Source organism: Sphingomonas sp. Sphisp66 (assembly GCF_047324325.1).
Lineage (GTDB): Bacteria > Pseudomonadota > Alphaproteobacteria > Sphingomonadales > Sphingomonadaceae > Sphingomonas.
Window position 1 is genome coordinate 4,404,818 of record NZ_CP168508.1, and the last position, 17,399, is coordinate 4,422,216.

15 protein-coding genes are annotated in these 17,399 nt (G+C 67.9%); 6 read left to right on the top strand and 9 right to left on the bottom strand.

Annotated features, from left to right (window positions below):
• Position 1 precedes the first annotated feature (1 nt).
• A complete protein-coding gene (locus ACEN8G_RS20210) occupies positions 2-208 on the top strand; it encodes a hypothetical protein (protein WP_413413846.1) in 207 nt (68 codons plus the stop codon).
• A 41-nt stretch (positions 209-249) separates the two neighbouring features.
• Positions 250-1,821, top strand: a complete 1,572-nt coding sequence (gene purH / locus ACEN8G_RS20215) for a bifunctional phosphoribosylaminoimidazolecarboxamide formyltransferase/IMP cyclohydrolase (RefSeq protein WP_413413847.1) — start codon at positions 250-252, stop codon at positions 1,819-1,821.
• A gap of 127 nt (positions 1,822-1,948) precedes the next feature.
• Here the strand turns inward: purH and ACEN8G_RS20220 are convergent, their stop codons facing one another.
• The 6 genes from ACEN8G_RS20220 to nadB form a co-directional block, all read right to left on the bottom strand.
• Positions 1,949-3,478 (bottom strand): lipopolysaccharide biosynthesis protein, encoded by a 1,530-nt coding sequence (locus tag ACEN8G_RS20220; RefSeq protein ID WP_413740677.1) that lies wholly within the window; start codon positions 3,476-3,478, stop codon positions 1,949-1,951.
• Complete coding sequence (gene polA, locus ACEN8G_RS20225; RefSeq protein WP_413413849.1) at positions 3,475-6,231, bottom strand: DNA polymerase I; 2,757 nt, start codon at positions 6,229-6,231, stop codon at positions 3,475-3,477. The genes ACEN8G_RS20220 and polA overlap by 4 nt, the downstream gene beginning before the upstream one ends.
• A gap of 50 nt (positions 6,232-6,281) precedes the next feature.
• Positions 6,282-6,974: a 2OG-Fe(II) oxygenase gene (locus ACEN8G_RS20230; protein ID WP_413413850.1), complete on the bottom strand. Its 693-nt coding sequence runs from the start codon at positions 6,972-6,974 to the stop codon at positions 6,282-6,284.
• 55 nt (positions 6,975-7,029) lie between these two features.
• On the bottom strand, positions 7,030-8,217 hold the full coding sequence (locus tag ACEN8G_RS20235; protein ID WP_413413851.1) for a serine hydrolase: 1,188 nt from the start codon (positions 8,215-8,217) through the stop codon (positions 7,030-7,032).
• Positions 8,218-8,384: 167 nt separating this feature from the next.
• Positions 8,385-9,770 carry a hypothetical protein gene (locus ACEN8G_RS20240; protein WP_413413852.1) on the bottom strand — a complete coding sequence of 462 codons (1,386 nt, stop codon included), beginning with the start codon at positions 9,768-9,770 and terminating at the stop codon, positions 8,385-8,387.
• Between the two features lie 44 nt (positions 9,771-9,814).
• On the bottom strand, positions 9,815-11,419 hold the full coding sequence (gene nadB / locus ACEN8G_RS20245; protein WP_413413853.1) for an L-aspartate oxidase: 1,605 nt from the start codon (positions 11,417-11,419) through the stop codon (positions 9,815-9,817).
• A gap of 89 nt (positions 11,420-11,508) precedes the next feature.
• Between nadB and ACEN8G_RS20250 the strand changes: the two genes are divergently transcribed.
• Positions 11,509-12,393, top strand: a complete 885-nt coding sequence (locus ACEN8G_RS20250) for an alpha/beta hydrolase family esterase (RefSeq protein WP_413413854.1) — start codon at positions 11,509-11,511, stop codon at positions 12,391-12,393.
• A 2-nt stretch (positions 12,394-12,395) separates the two neighbouring features.
• On the opposite strand, the gene ACEN8G_RS20255 is transcribed toward ACEN8G_RS20250, so the two are convergent.
• The 3 genes from ACEN8G_RS20255 to ACEN8G_RS20265 form a co-directional block, all read right to left on the bottom strand.
• Entirely contained in the window at positions 12,396-13,463 is a 1,068-nt protein-coding gene (locus ACEN8G_RS20255) for a sialidase family protein (RefSeq protein ID WP_413413855.1), read from the bottom strand.
• Between the two features lie 92 nt (positions 13,464-13,555).
• A complete protein-coding gene (locus tag ACEN8G_RS20260; protein ID WP_413413857.1) occupies positions 13,556-14,224 on the bottom strand; it encodes a TrmH family RNA methyltransferase in 669 nt (222 codons plus the stop codon).
• Positions 14,225-14,226: 2 nt separating this feature from the next.
• The gene (locus ACEN8G_RS20265) at positions 14,227-15,150 is read right to left on the bottom strand and encodes an ABC transporter ATP-binding protein (RefSeq protein WP_307116870.1); all 924 of its coding nucleotides are present in this window, start codon (positions 15,148-15,150) and stop codon (positions 14,227-14,229) included.
• A 64-nt stretch (positions 15,151-15,214) separates the two neighbouring features.
• Here ACEN8G_RS20265 and ACEN8G_RS20270 point away from each other — a divergent pair, with 64 nt between their 5' ends.
• From ACEN8G_RS20270 to ACEN8G_RS20280, 3 genes are read left to right on the top strand one after another with little or no spacing between them, the layout of a single operon-like run.
• Positions 15,215-15,448 carry a zinc-finger domain-containing protein gene (locus ACEN8G_RS20270; RefSeq protein WP_307116871.1) on the top strand — a complete coding sequence of 78 codons (234 nt, stop codon included), beginning with the start codon at positions 15,215-15,217 and terminating at the stop codon, positions 15,446-15,448.
• 18 nt (positions 15,449-15,466) lie between these two features.
• Positions 15,467-16,894 carry a metalloprotease TldD gene (gene tldD / locus ACEN8G_RS20275; protein WP_413740678.1) on the top strand — a complete coding sequence of 476 codons (1,428 nt, stop codon included), beginning with the start codon at positions 15,467-15,469 and terminating at the stop codon, positions 16,892-16,894.
• Positions 16,891-17,394 carry a type II CAAX prenyl endopeptidase Rce1 family protein gene (locus tag ACEN8G_RS20280; protein ID WP_413413860.1) on the top strand — a complete coding sequence of 168 codons (504 nt, stop codon included), beginning with the start codon at positions 16,891-16,893 and terminating at the stop codon, positions 17,392-17,394. The genes tldD and ACEN8G_RS20280 overlap by 4 nt, the downstream gene beginning before the upstream one ends.
• Positions 17,395-17,399: the final 5 nt, after the last annotated feature.

Consider the following 17,399-nt stretch of genomic DNA (forward strand, 5'->3'; position numbering starts at 1 on the left):
GGTGGCATGCGTCGAAATCTATACCAGTGAGGACGAACTCAAGCCGTTCCTTACCAGCGAGTTCGGCTTCCTGCCGCGCATCGGCGAATATCTGTCGATCGAAGCGGATAGCTATTTCCGCTACTACAAGGTGGTCGAGATCTGGCACCGGCGCGGGGAGGGCGGCGACGACTTTATCCCCTGCATCAAGGTCGAAGAGGACGACTAGGGGTTGCCAGCACCGCCCCGATCCGTAGAGGGGCTTGCCGCATGGACCAGATCAAGATCAGCCGTGCGCTTCTCTCCGTCTCCGACAAGACCGGGATCGTCGAACTCGCAACCGCGCTCGCCGCACAGGGCGTCGAGCTCGTCTCGACCGGAGGCACCGCCACCGCGCTGCGCGATGCCGGGCTGAGCGTCCGCGACATCTCCGATCTCACCGGCTTCCCCGAAATGATGGACGGCCGGGTGAAGACGCTGCACCCCAAGGTGCATGGCGGCCTGCTCGCGGTGCGCGGCAATGCCGAGCACGAAGCCTCGATGGCCGAGCATGAAATCGGCCCGATCGACCTCGTCGTCGTCAACCTCTACCCCTTCGCGCAGACCGTGGCGCGCGGCGCCGACCGCGAGACGATCATCGAGAATATCGACATTGGCGGCCCGTCGATGGTCCGCTCGGCCGCGAAGAACCATGAGAGTGTCGTGATCCTCACCGATCCGGCCGATTATCCGCTGGTCCACGACGCCACGACGACGCTCGAGCAGCGCCGCACCTTCGCGGCCAAGGCCTATGCCGCCACTGCCGCCTATGATTCGATGATATCGAGCTGGTTCGCCTTCGCCGATCAGGGCGAGGCCTTCCCCGAGACGCTCAACCTCAGCCTCAAGCGCGGCGCATCGCTGCGCTATGGCGAGAACCCGCACCAGTCGGCGGCCTTCTATGCCGCGACGGGCCCCTCGACCCCGGGCATCGGCCAGGCCCGCCAGCTGCAGGGCAAGGAGCTGAGCTACAACAACTACAACGACGCCGATGCGGCGCTCGAGCTGGTCAGCGAATTCCGCGACGGCCCGCCGACCGCGGTTATCGTCAAGCACGCCAATCCCTGCGGCGTGGCGAGCGGCGCGACGCTGGCCGATGCCTATGCGGCCGCCTTTGCCTGCGACACCGTCTCGGCGTTCGGCGGCATCATCGCCGTCAACCGCCCGCTCGATCGCGCCACTGCCGAGCAGATCACCTCGATCTTCACCGAAGTCGTGGTCGCGCCCGGCGCCGACGAGGAAGCGCTGGCGCTGTTCGCCGCGAAGAAGAACCTCCGCCTGCTGCTCACCGAGGGCCTGCCCGATCCGGCGCGGAACGGGCTGATGGCCAAGGCGATCACCGGCGGCTGGCTGGTCCAGAGCCGCGACAACGGCATCATTGGCCCGGCCGAGCTCAAGGTCGTCACCAGGCGCCAGCCGACCGAGCAGGAGCTCGCCGACTGCCTGTTCGCCTGGACCGTGGCCAAGCACGTCAAGTCGAACGCGATCGTCTATGCCAAGGACGGCTCGACCGCCGGCGTCGGCGCCGGCCAGATGAACCGCCTGGAGAGCGCCCGGATCGCGGCGTGGAAGGCCAAGGACGCCGCCGACAAGGCCGGCTGGGCCACGCCGCGCACGATCGGCTCGGCGGTCGCCTCGGATGCCTTCTTTCCGTTCGCCGACGGCCTGCTCGCGGCTGTGGAAGCGGGTGCCACGGCGGTGATCCAGCCGGGCGGCTCGATCCGCGACGAGGAAGTCATCGCCGCCGCCGACGAAGCGGGCCTGGCGATGGTCTTCACTGGCATGCGCCACTTCCGGCACTAAGCAGTAAAACCGTCGTCCCGGCGAAAGCCGGGATCTCGTGCGGCGCTTTTCCCGCCATCGCCTGAGATCCCGACTTCCGTCGAGATGACGGCTGTAGTTCGGGACGGCGCTCAGTGTCGCCTGACGCTCAGATCTTCTCTTCGACTGGCAGCGTCGCTTCGCCCGCGCGCGGCATCTTGCGGAACAGTGCCCTGTCCTCGGGACCGAAGCCGAACTTGATGATCACGAACAGATAGGTGACCAGGATCGCCGGCATGCCGAGGCTGAGCTCGGCCCATTCGGCGCTCTTCGGCAGCGAGGTGAAGGCGCCGCCGACCAGGCAGGCGATCGCGATCGCCGCGAAGAAGCTCGGCCGGATCGAGACGACAGGCGCGCCGGTCAGCCGGTAGAGCAAAGCTGCCTTCACTGCTGATCCGATCGTCAGCGACACGGCGAGCGCGAGGGCGGGCCCGGCGGCCTGCACCGGCTCGGACCAGCCCTGCTCGCGCGCGATGAAGACTAACACGAAGCTCAGCACGATCTGGAGCAGCAGCACGCAGACCGAGATCGCCAGGTTCTTGTGGCGGGCGATATAGACCAGGCCGGTCTCGCAGACCGCACCGGTCGAGGCGAGAACCTCGGCGACGAGCAGGATGCACAGCGCGCCGGCGCCGATCACGAATTCCTTGCCGATCAGTCCCATCACGCCTTCGGCCGGGATCGAGAACATCACTGCTAGCGCCGCCTGCGCGCTGGTCACCCAGAAGCCGACCTGGCGAACCTGCTTGGCGACCGCCACCTTGTCGTCCTCGGCCAGCGCCTTGGTGACCACCGGCCCCAGGATCGGGTCGAAGCTCGACTTGAGCCGCTGCGGCACCGAGGCGACCTGCTGCGCCATGTAGTAGATGCCGACCACCGCGGGGGTGAACAGCAAGGCGAGGATGAAGCGGTCGACATTGCGCGTCGCCCATTCGATCGCGTCGGCACCGGCAAGCGGGGCGTTGGCCCGGGCGAGCCACCAGATCGAGCTGGGCCGCGGCCGCCAGCCATGCGGCAGGCCGTAATCCTTGACGAAGGGCACGATCGAGGCGGCGAGCGCGGCGACCATCGACAGCACATAGGCATAGATCAGCCCGTCGCGCGCCGAGACATAGGAGAAGCCCCAGGCGGCGATGCTGATCGTCCAGGGCTCGATGATCGCGCGCGCCGTCACCGCCGCGCCGATATTGTGGCGATAGGCGCAGGCGGAAAGCGCGACGTCGGACAGGGCCGGGCACAGCACGACCAGCGCGATCAGCGGCTCGAGGCCGGTCACCTGGCTGTTCGGGAACATCGCCTGGGGGAATAGGATCAGCACGCCGCTGGCGATGAGCGAGGCGATCAGCGCCACCACCATCGCGTCCCAGGCGACATGGGCATGCGGCCGGTCGGTATCGGCCAGCGCCTGGGCCAGGCCGCGCTTGAGGCCGAGCGTGGCGAGCAGCGCCGCGACTTCGATCACCAGCACCGCGATCGCATAGCGGCCGACAATGTCGGGGCCATAGGCGCGGCCGGCGATGAACAGGAAGGGCAGCCGCGCGACCAGGCGGATGATGAAGCCCAGCATGTTGGTCCGCCCGCCCTTGGCGAGCGCGTTGATGTCCTCGCCCCCTGACGGCGCGGTCACGGCCTTGGTCAATGCGCCGCGCCCCAGCTCGGGCCGACGCCGATCTCGACACCCAGCGGCACGGTGAGCTTCACCGCCGGTTCGGCCGCGGTCGCCATCACCCGCTGGATGATCGGCCTGGCCGCCTCGACATCGCCTTCGGGCAGCTCGAACACCAGTTCGTCGTGCACCTGGAGGAGCATCTTCACATTGTGGAGACCGGCCTCGGCCAGCGCCGGGCCCATCCGTGCCATGGCGCGCTTGATGATGTCGGCGCTGGTGCCCTGGATCGGCGCGTTGATCGCGGCCCGCTCGCTGCCGGCCCGCTCGTTCGGGTTCGATGCCTTGAGGCGCGGGAAATGCGTCTTCCGGCCGAACAGCGTGGTGGTATAGCCCCGCGCCTTCGCCTCGTTGAGCGTGTCGGCGATGTAGCGGTTGATGCCGGGGAAGCGCTCGAAATAGCGGTTGATCATCGCCTGCGCCTCGTCGGGCATCACGTCGAGGCGGCCGGCCAGGCCCCAGCGCGAGATGCCGTAGAGGATCGCGAAGTTGATCGTCTTGGCGCGGCCGCGGGTGTCGCGGTTGACTTCGCCGAACAGCTCCATCGCGGTGCGGTTGTGGATGTCCTCGCCCTGCTCGAAGGCGTCGCGCAGCGCCGGCACGTCGGCGATGTGCGCGGCGAGGCGCAACTCGATCTGCGAATAGTCGGCCGAGAGGATCACATTGCCCGGTTCGGCGACGAACGCGTCCCGGATTTGTCTGCCGGTCTCGGTGCGGATCGGGATGTTCTGGAGATTGGGATCGGTCGAGCTGAGCCGCCCCGTCTGCGCGCCGGTCAGCGAGTAGCTGGTGTGGACGCGACCCGTCGCCGGGTTGATCTGCGCCTGCAGCGCGTCGGTATAGGTCGATTTGAGCTTGGTGAGCTGGCGCCAGTCGAGCACCTTCAGCACCATCTCGCGGCCGGGCGAATCCTTGTCCGCCGCGATCCGCTCCAGCTCGTTGACGTCGGTGGAATAGACGCCCGACTTGCCCTTGCGGCCGCCCTTGATCCCCATCTTGTCGAACAGCACGTCGCCCAGCTGCTTGGGGCTGCCGATGGTGAACTTGAACCCGGCAATGCCGTGGATTTCCTCCTCCAGCGCCGCAATTTGGTGCGAGAAGTCGGTCGAGAGCCGGTGGAGCACCTGCGCGTCGACCTTGATGCCCTCGCGCTCCATGCCGGCGATCACCGAGACGAGTGGCCGGTCGACCATCTCATAGACGCGGGTCGAGCCTTCATAGGCGAGCCGCGGCTTGAACCGGCGCCACAGGCGCAGCGTCACGTCCGCATCCTCGGCGGCGTAGCGGGTGGCGGCCTTGAGGTCGACCTGGCCGAAGCCGAGCTGGTTCTTGCCGGTGCCGACGACGTCCTTGTAGGCGATGCACGAGTGCGAGAGGTGGGTCGCGGCGAGCTCGTCCATGCCGTGGCCGTGCAGACCGGCGTCGAGGTCGAAGCTCATCACGATCGTGTCGTCGTACGGCGCGACGTCCATCCCCGCGCGGCCGAGCACGATCATGTCGTACTTCAGGTTGTGCCCGATCTTGAGGACCGCCGGGTCCTCGAGCAGCGGTTTCAGCTTCGCGATCGCCACAGCGCGGTCGATCTGGACCGGCTTTTCGGCGAACATGTCGGTCCCGCCATGGCCGAGCGGGATGTAACAGGCCTTGTTGGGCTGGAGCGCCATGGAGACGCCGACCAGCTCGGCGCGGGTTGCATCCACCCCGGTGGTCTCGGTGTCGATCGCCACCCAGCCCTGGTGCCGGGCCGCTTCGATCCACTGGTCGAGCGCGGCCTCGTCGGTGACGGTCTCATAGCCGTCGTGGTTGCAGGGCGGGTCTTCCTCCAGCCCAGGCGTCTCGTGCGTCTCGACCGGCGCATCGGCGACGGCGGAGAGCCGGTTGAGCAAGGTGCGGAAACCGTGATGCTCGAGGAATGCGCGCAGCGGCGCATCCGGGATGCCCTGCAGCGCGAAATCATCGAGCGGCTCGGGCAGCGGCACGTCGCTGGCCAGCTCGACCAGCTGGCGCGAGAGCCGGGCCATCTCGGCATGCTCGATCAGGTTGTCGCGCATCTTGGACGGCTTCATCGACGGGGCGGCCTCCAGCACCGCCTCGACCGTGCCGAACTCCTGGATCAGCTTGGCGGCGGTCTTGGGGCCGATGCCCTTCACGCCCGGGACATTGTCGACGCTGTCGCCCATCAGCGCCAGCACCTCGCCCAGCTTCTCGGGGAGGACGCCGAACTTCTCCTCGGTGTCCGCCGGGCCCAGCCGCCGGTTGTTCATCGTGTCCAGCATGTCGACCGATGGATCGGTCATCAGCTGCATCAGGTCCTTGTCGGAGCTGACGATGGTGACGCTCCAGCCTTGGGCCAGCGCCGCCTTAGTGTAGCTGGCGATCAGGTCGTCGGCTTCCCAGCCGGCTTCCTCGATACAGGGCAGCGAGAAGGCGCGGGTCGCGTCGCGGATCATCGGGAACTGGGGGACCAGGTCCTCGGGCGCCGGCGGGCGGTGCGCCTTGTACTGGTCGTGCAGCTCGTTGCGGAAGGTGTGCTCGCTCTTGTCGAGCACCACCGCCATGTGAGTCGGGCCGTCGGCCTTGTTCAGCTCGTCGACCAGCTTCCACAACATGGTCGTATAGCCATAGACGGCGCCCACCGGCTCGCCATGCTTGTTGGTGAGCGGCGGCAGCCGATGATAGGCGCGGAAGATGTAGCCGGAGCCATCGACGAGATAGAGATGTGGCATTGCCGCGCCGGGATAGCCGAGGCCGTGGCCTTAACAAAGCCCGGTTTGCTTCACTTTGCGTCGTGAAAGATGATTCCGAGCGTATGGCGCTGCCCCGAGCGCAGTTCGCTGACGCCATGACGTAGCGTCACCCGGTAATCGCCGCGGCTACCGCGCACCGGGCGCTGGTTCACCGCGAAGATCACCGCATCGCCCTGTGCGAGCGGCACCACCGAAGCGCGTGACTGCATGCGCGGGCGCTGCTCGGTCAGCACGAACTCGCCGCCGGTGAAGTCGCGGCCCGGCTCCGACAGCAGCACGGCCAGCTGGAGCGGGAAGACATGCTCGCCATACAGGTCCTGGTGGAGGCAGTTATAGTCGCCTGGACCGTAGCGGAGCAGCAGCGGGGTGGGTCGCAGCTGGCCCGCTTCATGGCAGCGGGCGAGGAAGTCGCCATGCGCCGGCGGGAAGCGATGGGCGAGCCCCATCCGGTGGTACCAGAGATTGGCGATGGCGGCGAGCGGGGGATAGAGCCCGGTCCGCAGCGCCGCGACCATGTCGGGCAGCGGATAGGCGAAATAGCGATATTCGCCGCGGCCGAAGCCGTGCCGCGCCATCACTACCCGGCTGCGGAATCCCGCCTCAGCGTCATAGTGCGCGGCAGTCGCGTCGCACTGGGCAGTAGAGAGCAGGCCGGGCAGCACCGCCCAGCCCTGCGTGTCGAGTGCCGCGGTGATCGCGGTCCAGTCATATCGGTCTAGCATCGCCGCGGACTAGCGCGCAGCGCTGCCGCCCGCCTTCCGGTGCTTGCGGCCGAACTTACTTGCTGCTCGTGAAGGCCTTCCATGCCGGGTCGGCATTGTCCTCGGCGGGCAGGCCGGCGCCGTGATTGGCGACGATCGCCTGCGCCACTGCCTGCATCAGCAGCTGGCGCTCGCGGATCGGGCGGCGGGTGTCGCCGATCATCACGGCGAGCGCATAGGATTTGCCATCCGGGGCGGTCAGGATACCGACATCGTTGAAGCCGGCCGTGCGCGCGCCGAGATCCTGGCCCGTGCCCGTCTTGTGCCCATAGACCCAGCCGGCCGGCACCGCGCCGTGCACGCGGGCGCGGCCGGTCCGGGCGCCGTCCATCGTCTGGAGCAGCCAGGCGGTCGAGCTCGGCGAGAGTAGCTCGCCGCGCTTCAGCCGGGCAAGCGCCACCGAGATCGCGCCGGCGGCGGCGCCATCGGGCGGATCCTTCACATAGGCTTCATAGGCGGACAGCCGGACGGCGGGCGACAGGCGCGAGCGCGCGACCGCAAAGGCGTTGCCCATCGAATATTCGGGCTTCCACGCCAGGCCCGCGGTGCCGGCCTGGAGCAGCTTCTCGCCCGGGCCGAAGCGCACGCCGGTGATCCCCTTGCGCGCGAGGAAGGCGCGAACCGCGTCGGGCCCGCCGACCAGCCGCAGCAGCTTGTCGTTGCAGGTGTTGTCGCTCATCTGCATCGCGCGGCGGACGATCTCGCCGACGGTGGCGGTATAGCCGGCATCACCCTTCACCAGCGCCGCGACCGGCTGGTGGAACAGGGTGAAATCGGCGCGGGTGATGGTGAGCGGATCGTCGAGGCGGATCTTGCCCTGGTCGACCGCGTCGAGCACGGTCATCGTCACCCAGAGCTTGGAGACGCTCTGCTGCGGCATCGGCCGCGCAGCGTCGTTCGAAGTGACGATCCAGCCGTCCTGCACACTGGTCACCGCCACGCCGACCAGCCCGTCGAAATTGCGGGTGATGCCGTCGATCGCATTGACCAGCCCGTGCGGCGCGCGCGCGGTCGGCTTCCAGGCATTGGCGCTGGGCTTGGCGCCGCCATCCCAGGGGAAGGCGAAGCTCACGCCGTAAGCGGCGGGCAGGTAGGTGGCGAGCGACGGATCGCCGTGCACGGTGCAGCCGACCAGCATCGCGGGCCCCAGCCCGGCTACCGTCACTGCCCGTTGAAACGCCGAGAAGTCCTCGAACTTGAACACTTTAATACGACCCCTTGCCCCGCCGGAAACCATGCGGCGGATGTGTTTCGCGGGAAAGTCCGCGCAACGCCGGGTTGCGACGAATGCCAATCTTGTAGCGGTGAAGCGTGAATGCAGCGGAAACGCACCGCTATTTTTGAGTGAAACGCAGGGAAAATCCTGAGGTTTCAGTTGTTGGTGGCGCGCAGCCAGGCCTGGAGCGTGGGCGTTCCGGGATCCGGCGTGCAGCTGCCGGCCCTGCGCAATACGCAGCCGGGCGCTTCGGTGATGCCGGGGGCGGCGCAGGCCTCCAGCCGATAGGCCTTCGGCAGCTCGGCGACATGTTCGCGCGCCGTGATCACCACGTCGAACGCGCCGGCATGGCGGGCGGCGTCCTCGGGCACCTCGATCCGATAGATAGGCGTATCCCGGCGATAGAGCGCATAGGCACCGGCGACGGTGTCGCGCGGGCGGTAGAGCGCAAGCCCGCAGGTCCCGGTCGGGCGCCCCGCTCGTTCGAGCGCGGCGGCGAGATCGGCCTCCATCGTCCAGTTCGGCCGGAAATGCCCCAGCGCCAGCGCGGCGGAGGTGCTGCCCCACACCGTCAAGGTGCCCGCGGTGGCCAGCAACAGCCGGCGGCGCGGCAGTTTCCGGAGCAGGTCGGCGCTGCCGATCGCGGCGAGGATCACCAGCAGCGCGGTGCTCGCCAGCACGAAGCGATATTCCTTGTGCCCCACGGCGGAATGGAAGCCGAGATGGACCAGCCCGACCCAGAGCAGCGCCGGATATCGCTTCGCGCCGATCCAGGCGAGCAGCAGGATCGGCGCCATGGCCAGATACCAATACCGGGCGATCAGCGAGAAATAGCCGGTGAGGGGCATCACGCCATAGGCGCTCGCCCGGCCCTCCAGGATGTTGATCCGCGCCGCCTCGATCATCCAGCGGAAGGGCATGGCGCCCATGGCGAGATTGGCCAGCGCGTCGATCGCCAGCGCGCCGCATCCTCCAGCCACCATCGGCAGCCAGGCACCGCGCCAGTGCTTCCGCGCCGTCAGGATCGCCAGCGTCAGCAGCGCTGGTGCGTACTGAATGCGGGTAACGAAGCAGAGCCCCATCAGCAGCCCGGCGATCGCGAACTGGCGCGGCCCCGGCGTACGGCGGGCCAGCAGCAGCCAGATGGCGCCCATCAGCAGCGCCAGCCCGATCGGCTCGGAAAGTGCGCGCGGCGCGAAATAGACCAGCTCGAACCAACTCGCCGCGACGAACCCCGCCACGATCCCGTGCAGCCGCGAGAGTCGGAGCCCCAGCGATACCGCGCTGCCGACGATCACCAGCGACAGCGCCGCCAGCGTCAGGCGGACGAAGAGCAAATGCAGCGTCGTATCTGGCGAAAGCGTGTGCCCCAACCCCATCGGCAGGGCGAGCAGCTCGGGGATCAGCCAGCTTCGTAGCCCTGCGCGATAGTCCCAGGCCTGCACCCAGGGCCCGGCGACGAGATGCCAGGCCGGCTCGAGATATTGCCAGATCTCGTCGAACCAGTTGACCATGAACGGAATCGAGGCAGCGGCGCGCAATACCGCCGCCAGCAGGAGCGCGCCCCAGAAGATCCGTTTGGCGGTCAGGGCACCAGCACCGTGTCGATCGCCTGGGGCAGCGTCTCGGGATAATCGAGATTATAGTGGAGGCCCCGGCTCTCCTTGCGGTGCAGCGCCGAGCGGACGATCAGGTCGGCGCTTTCCAGCAGGTTGCGCAGCTCGATCAGGTCGGGCGTCACGCGGAAATGGCCATAATAATCGGCGACTTCCTCGCGCAGCATCTTGATCCGGTGCGCCGCGCGCTCGAGCCGCTTGGTGGTCCGCACGATGCCGACATAGTTCCACATGAAGCGGCGGATCTCGGTCCAGTTCTGCTTGATCACCACTTCCTCGTCGGAATCGGTGACGCGGCTCTCGTCCCATTGGCGGATCGGCGGGGGCGTGGCGAGATCGCCCCAATGCGCGGTGATGTGATTCGCCACCGCCTCGCCGAACACGAAGCATTCGAGCAGCGAGTTGGAGGCGAGGCGATTGGCGCCGTGCAGCCCGGACTGGCTGACTTCGCCCGCCGCATAGAGATTGGGCAGGTCGGTCCGCCCATCGCGATCGATCACCACGCCGCCGCAGGTGTAGTGCTGGGCGGGGACCACCGGGATCGGCTCGCGGGTCATGTCGATGTCGAGATCGAGCAGCCGGGCATGGATGGTCGGGAAATGATGCTTCACGAACTCCGCGCCCATATGGCTGATGTCGAGATGGACATAGTCAAGGCCGAGCCGCTTGATCTCGTGGTCGATCGCGCGCGCCACGATGTCGCGCGGGGCCAGCTCGGCGCGCGGATCGAGGTCGGGCATGAAGCGCTTGCCCGCCTCGTCGCCGGCATCGGGGGGCAGCAGCAGCCGTCCGCCTTCGCCGCGCACCGCCTCGGTGATCAGGAAGTTCTTGACCTCGAGATTGTAGAGGCAGGTCGGGTGGAACTGCATCATCTCCATGTTCGAGATGCGGCAGCCCGCGCGCCACGCCATCGCGATGCCGTCGCCGGTCGCGCCGCGCGGCGCGGTCGAGAAGAGATAGGTCCGTCCCGCGCCGCCGGTCGCCAGCACGGTGGCGCGCGCGGTGAACAGCTCCACCCGGTTGGTCCGCCGGTTGAAGGCATAGACGCCCCAGACATTGCCGGCGCCCGAATAGCGTTCCTCGTGCCGGCTGGTCGCCAGGTCGATCACCACCTGGTCGGGCACCAGGGTGATGTTCGGATTGGCCTGTGCTGCCTTGAGCAGGGCGGTCTGCACCGCCAGCCCGGTGGCGTCATCGACATGGACGATGCGGCGATGGCTGTGCCCGCCCTCGCGGGTCAGATGCAGCGCGCCGCCCTCGGTGTTGAACGGCACGCCGATCTCGGCCAGCCGTTGAATCGCGGCGGGCGCGTTCTCGACCACCATCTCCACCGTGGCGCGGTCGTTCAGCCCCGCGCCGGCGATCATCGTGTCCTCGATATGGCTCTCGAACGTGTCGCCCGGCTCGAGCACCGCGGCGATGCCGCCCTGCGCCCAGGCGGTCGAGCCCTCGGCGAACCCGCCCTTGGCGAGCACGGTCACCTTGAAATGCTGGGCGAGGTTGAGTGCCGCGGTCAGCCCGGCCGCACCGGAGCCGATTACCAGGACGTCGCTGCTATGGGGGTCTTGCGCCATTTTTCTTCCGCTGGTTTGCGCCCGGACTAGGCGCTAGGCGGGGGTGCTGGCAACGGGAGAGAGATATGCATCGACAAAGCCTGGGTTTGATGGCGGGCCTTATCGTGGCGCTTTGGGCCGCCCCCGCTGCCGCCGCTGGCTGCACCCTGGGCACGCCAGGCACCACCGTCCGCGTGAATGTCGGCGATACCGGGCGCTCGGCGATGCTCCATCTGCCGACCGGCTTCTCGCGCGCCCAGCCCGCGCCGCTGGTGATGCTGCTCCATGGCAGCGGGGGCACCGGCATGGCGATGCTCGAGAGCTCGAAGCTTGCCACCGCCGCCGACGCGCACGGCTTCATCGTCCTCGCCCCCGATGCCGGCATTCCGGTGGACAAGGGGTTCGTCTGGAACATCCCCGGCGTTCCCAGTGTCACCGGCAAGATGCCCGGCGCAGAGGACGCCGACGACGTCGCCTTCCTCAAGGGCGCGATCGACTGGCTGGCGGCGAACCGCTGCGTCGACCGGACCCGCGTCTATGCCACCGGCCTGTCGGGCGGCGGGCGGATGAGCAGCTGGCTCGGCTGCGTCGCCGCCGATCGCTTCGCCGCGATCGCGCCGGTCGTCGGCCTGCGCGCCGGCAACCCGCTGGCGAGCGACAAGCGCGTTCCCGATCCCGCCACCTGCCAGCCTTCCAAGCCCATGCCGGTGATCGCCTTTGCCGGCGATGCCGATCATACCAACCCGATCCAGGGCGGGGGTGCCGGCTATTGGCAATATACGATGGCGACCGCGCTCGGGCGCTGGTCGGATCTCGACGCCTGCCGCACCGGCCCGGCGCAGCGCGACATCGACGAGAAGCATTATGAGGTCCGCTATGCCAATTGCCGCGGCGGCGCGGAGGTGATCGGCCGGATCACGCGCGGCGCGGGCCATGTCTGGACCGCGGACAATGATGCGATGTGGGCCTTCTTCGCCAAATACCGGCGGCGCTGACCCTATCCCGCCAGCCGCGCGGGATCGACCACGACGTGGCGGATCCGCTGTCGGTTCCAGGTATAGGTGATGTGCACCAGCCCGTCCGCCGACTGGATCACCGCCGGATAGGCATAGCCTTCGGGCAGCGGCTCGCTCTCCAGCGTCAGCGCCGGGCGCCAGTGTACCCCGTCGCGCGAGATCGCGATGTTGAGCGGATAGCGCCTGCCCTTGCCGGGCGTGTCGGGCTGCTGCGCGGCATGGTTGTAGACGATCAGCTGGCGCCCGTCCTTCAGCGTCACGGCATCGGTGCCCGAATTGGGGTTGGGCAGGTCGACCGCGAACAGCTTGCCCCAGCTCTTCCCGTCATCGGCGGACTGGGTCGCGACCAGTACGCCCTGGCGCGAGCGGGCAATCGCCTCCAGCCTGCCGCCGGGCAGGAACAGGATGCTCGGCTGGATGGCATCGAAGCGCGCTTCCGGATCGACGGGCACCGGCGCCGTCTTGGTCCAGCTTCGGCCGCTATCCTCGCTGCGTTCGAAGTGCAGCTTCCATTCCCAGGTCGAGCCATCCTCGGTGCTCGACGGCGCGAGCAAGGCGCCGCTGCGCAACGCCACCGGCTTGTTCTTGATCGGGCCGAGCATCCCCTCCGGCAGTCGCCGCGGCGTGCTCCAGCTGCGCCCGCCATCGGTGGAGGTGATCACCATGCCCCACCAGCTCTGCGGGCTCGGGCCGAGCTTGTAGTAGAGGTGGAGCGGCCCGGCCGGGTCCTGGAACAGCACCGGATTCCAGGTGGGCAGGCGGGTGCCATCCGGCTGGATGCCGCTGGCGACCGACTTGGACGTTTCCCAGCCCTTCGGTCCGCGCCGCGCGAACCAGATCTCGACGTCGGGACTGCGCTCGTGCGTGCCGCCGAACCAGGCGGCGCCAAGCGCGCCGTCGCGGGTCTGGACGATCGTCGAGGCATGGCTCTGGGGATAGGGCGCATGCTGATAGATGAACTCGCGCAGCAGCACCGCATCCTGCCGCGGCGCGGCCCAGGAGGATGCCGAGACCGGCAGCGCCAGGGCGAGCATCAGCGTGCGGATCATCGGCAACTCCCTTTGTGCGAGCGTGGGGCAGGGGCGTTCAACATGGCACCGGCGCCCGGGCAAGCAGCCATTTCATGGCAGCCAGCAAGCGATCAGTCCTGCGGCATCACCGTCGGCAGCGGTTCGGCGCGTGCGCCGCGCTGGTCGCGCAGCCGGTACTTGCTTTGATATTCGCGGCGCTGGCGGCAGACTTCGTACATCACGATGCCTGAGCTGGTGCCCAGGTTCAGGCTCTCGATCATCCCGAACATCGGGACGCTCACGCACATTTCGCTGCGTTCCACCGCCCGGTCGCTGATCCCGATCGCTTCGCTGCCGAACCACACCGCAAGCTTGGTGAAGGCTGTAAAATCACCTTCGTGCAGGTAGATGCTCGCCTTGCCCTTCACATGCGGCGAGGTCACGACCGACGTGAAGCCGTTCTTCTCGAGATGATCGAAACAGGCATCGGTCGAATCGAAACGCTTCACGAAGGTCCATTTTACCGCCGAGACCGAGGTCTTGGAGATGCCCCTGTCCCCCCGCAGCTCCTGCCAGTCGTCGGGGAGCGATCCGCGGCTGTCGACCACATAGACCTTCTCGACCCCCAGCGCATTGGCGTTGCGGATCACGGTGCCGATGTTCTTGATGTCGGTCGGGTTTTCGATCACCGCGATCAGGTTCTTGCAGCGGAAATCCCGGATCGCATCGGCGCGCAGGCGCGCGGAACTCTTCGACTTGGCCTTGTCCGCGGCCATGGCGGTCTCTTCGGTCTCGCTCATGGTCAGCCGTTCGCCGCACGGGTCAGGTTCAGGAACACGTCCTCCAGGTCCGCCTCGCGGGTCGAGACATCGACGATGCCGAGCCCTGCGCCCTGGACCGCGCCCAGCACCTCGCCCGCATTCGCCTGATCCTTGCGATAGGTGATGACGAGGGTGCGCTCGCCCTTCATCTCGACCTTCTGGAAACAGGCGTTGGCCGGCGGCGTCGCTACGTCGCGGTCGACGGTCACCTCGACCACCTTCTCCTGCGCCATGCCGACCAGCTCGCGGGTCGGCTTGTTGGCGATCAGCTTGCCGTGGTTGATGATCGCGATCCGGTCGCACAGCTGCTCGGCTTCCTCGAGATAATGGGTGGTCAGCACCACCGTCACCCCGCGCTGGTTGAGCTCGCGGACATAGGCCCAGAGCTGCTGGCGAAGCTCGACGTCGACGCCCGCGGTCGGCTCGTCGAGAACCAGCACCGGCGGCGAGTGGACCATCGCCTTGGCGACCATCAGCCGGCGCTTCATCCCGCCCGAAAGCGTGCGCGAATAGGCGTCGGCCTTGTCCTCCAGATGGACGGCGCGCAGCAGCGCCATCGCGTCGAACCTGCCCTTGGGCACGCCGTATAGCCCGGCCTGGATCTCCAGCGTCTCCTTGGGCGTGAAGAAGGGATCGAAGATGATCTCCTGGTTGACGATGCCGATGCTCGCCTTGGCGTTTCGCGGATGCGCGTCCACGTCGAAGCCCCAGATCGACACCGAGCCGCCGCTCTTGTTGACCAGCCCTGCCAGGATGTTGATCAGCGTCGACTTGCCCGCACCATTCGGCCCGAGCAGCCCGAAGATCTGCCCCCGGGGCACGTCGAAGGTCACCCCGTCCAGGGCGCGCTTGCCGCCCTGATAGGTCTTACAGAGATCCTGGATCGCGATCGCAGCCTGAGTCATGCGCACCGCATAAGGCTGCGCGCGGGCGATTGCGAGCCCTCGCAGTGCTTGCTATCGGCGACTCATGACCGCGCAACAGCCCGAACTGATCCGCACCGCCTCCGCCCGCGTCGCCTGTGACGGCACCGGCCCCGGCCTGCCCGCCGCGCTGGGCCACCCGCGCGTGTTCCTGCAGATCGACGAGCATGGCTATGTCGATTGCGGCTATTGCGACCGCCGCTTCGTGCTGATCGGCGGCCCGGCCGACGGCGCCGACCAGAGCCAGTTGCCCGACCACCCGGCTGGCGCCAGCATTTAAAGCGCCTATATCGGCGGGATGAGCATTCCCTCCGATCCGCGCAGCTACATCTATCGCGACTCGCTCGATCCCGAGACCGCCGCGAAGCTCACCGCCGAGGCGCTGGCCAGCGCCGAGGATGGCGAGCTCTATCTGCAATATCGCAAGACCGAGGCGTTCGGCTTCGACGATGGCCGGCTGAAGACCGCCTCGTTCGATACGCAATCGGGCTTCGGCCTGCGCGCGGTCTCGGGTGAGACCACTGCCTTCGCCCATGCCAACGAGATCTCGCCCGCCGCGATCCGCCGCGCGGCGGAGACGATGGCGCTGATCGACCCGGCGAAGCAGGGCAAGGCCCCGCCGCCCCAGGGCAACAACCGCCACCTCTACACCCATCAGGACCCGCTCGACCTGGTGCCTTTCGCCGACAAGGTGAACCTCTGCCAGTCGATCGACGCCGCCGCCCGCGCCCGCGATCCGCGCGTCCAGCAGGTCTCGGTCGGACTCACCGGCTCGTGGAGCGTGGTCGAGATCGTCCGGCCGGACGGCTTCATCGCCACCGATGTCCGCCCGCTGGTCCGCCTCAACGTCTCGATCGTCGTCGAGCAGAACGGCCGCCGCGAGACCGGCAGCTTCGGCATGGGTGGCCGCACCCTCTACGACAATCTCTTCCAGCCCGAGACCTGGAACCGCGCGATCGACGAGGCGCTGGCCCAGGCGCTGGTCAATCTCGACGCGGTCGATGCCCCCGCCGGCGACATGACCGTGCTGTGCGGCCCCGGCTGGCCCGGCGTCCTGCTCCACGAGGCGGTCGGCCATGGCCTCGAGGGCGATTTCAACCGCAAGGGCACCTCGGCCTTCTCCGGCCGGATCGGCGAGCGCGTCGCGGCGCCGGGCGTCACCGTGGTCGATGACGGCTCGATCCTCGATCGCCGCGGCTCGCTGTCGATCGACGACGAAGGCACGCCGACCCGCGAGACCATCCTGATCGAGGACGGCATCCTCAAGGGCTATATGCAGGACCGGCTCAACGCCCGGCTGATGGGCGTCGAGCCCACCGGCAACGGCCGCCGCGAATCCTTCCAGCACGCCCCGATGCCGCGCATGACCAACACCTTCATGAAGGGCGGCAGTGACGATCCCGCCGAGCTGCTCAGCCGCGTCAAGAAAGGCATCTTCGCCAAGTCGTTCGGCGGCGGCCAGGTCGATATCGTCTCGGGCAAGTTCGTCTTCTCCTGCACCGAGGCGTACCTGATCGAGAACGGCAAGCTCGGCGCCCCGATCAAGGGCGCCACGCTGATCGGCGACGGCCCCACCGTGCTGAACAAGGTCACCGGCATCGGCAATGACTTCGCGCTCGATGAGGGCGTCGGCATGTGCGGCAAGGGCGGGCAGAGCGTCCCCGCCGGCGTCGGCCAGCCGACCCTGCTGGTCGATGGGCTGACGGTGGGCGGCACGGCGGCGTGAGATCCGCCGGGCGTCGCCTTCACGCGGCGCTCGTCACCCGGCCCGATGCGCGCGGCTGGAACGCCATCGCGCGCGAGCTGCTATGGGGCCTGTCCCTGGTCGCGCTGCTCGCCTTCGCCACCGGGCTCGCGCATTATGATCCGAAACCGTTCGATGCGCGCTGGCTCGGCTTCTTCTTCGGGCTGATGCTGGTGCCCGCGCTGGGCGAGGAACTCGTGTTCCGCGCTCTGCTGGTGCCGCCGCCCGGGCAGCCCTTCCCGATATGGCAGGCCGTGCTGGCAGTGGCGTTGTTCCTGCTCTGGCACCCCTTTCAGGCGCTGACCTTCGGTCCGCCCTGGTCGGCGATCTTCCTCGATCCGCGCTTCCTCCTCATCGTGGCGGTGCTCGGCGTGCTGCTTGTGCGCCTCTACCGCGCAACCGGCAGCATCTGGCCTTGCGTTGCCACGCACTGGATCGTCGTTGCCGCTTGGAAGCTGATGTTCGCCGGACCGATCGGGTGACTGCG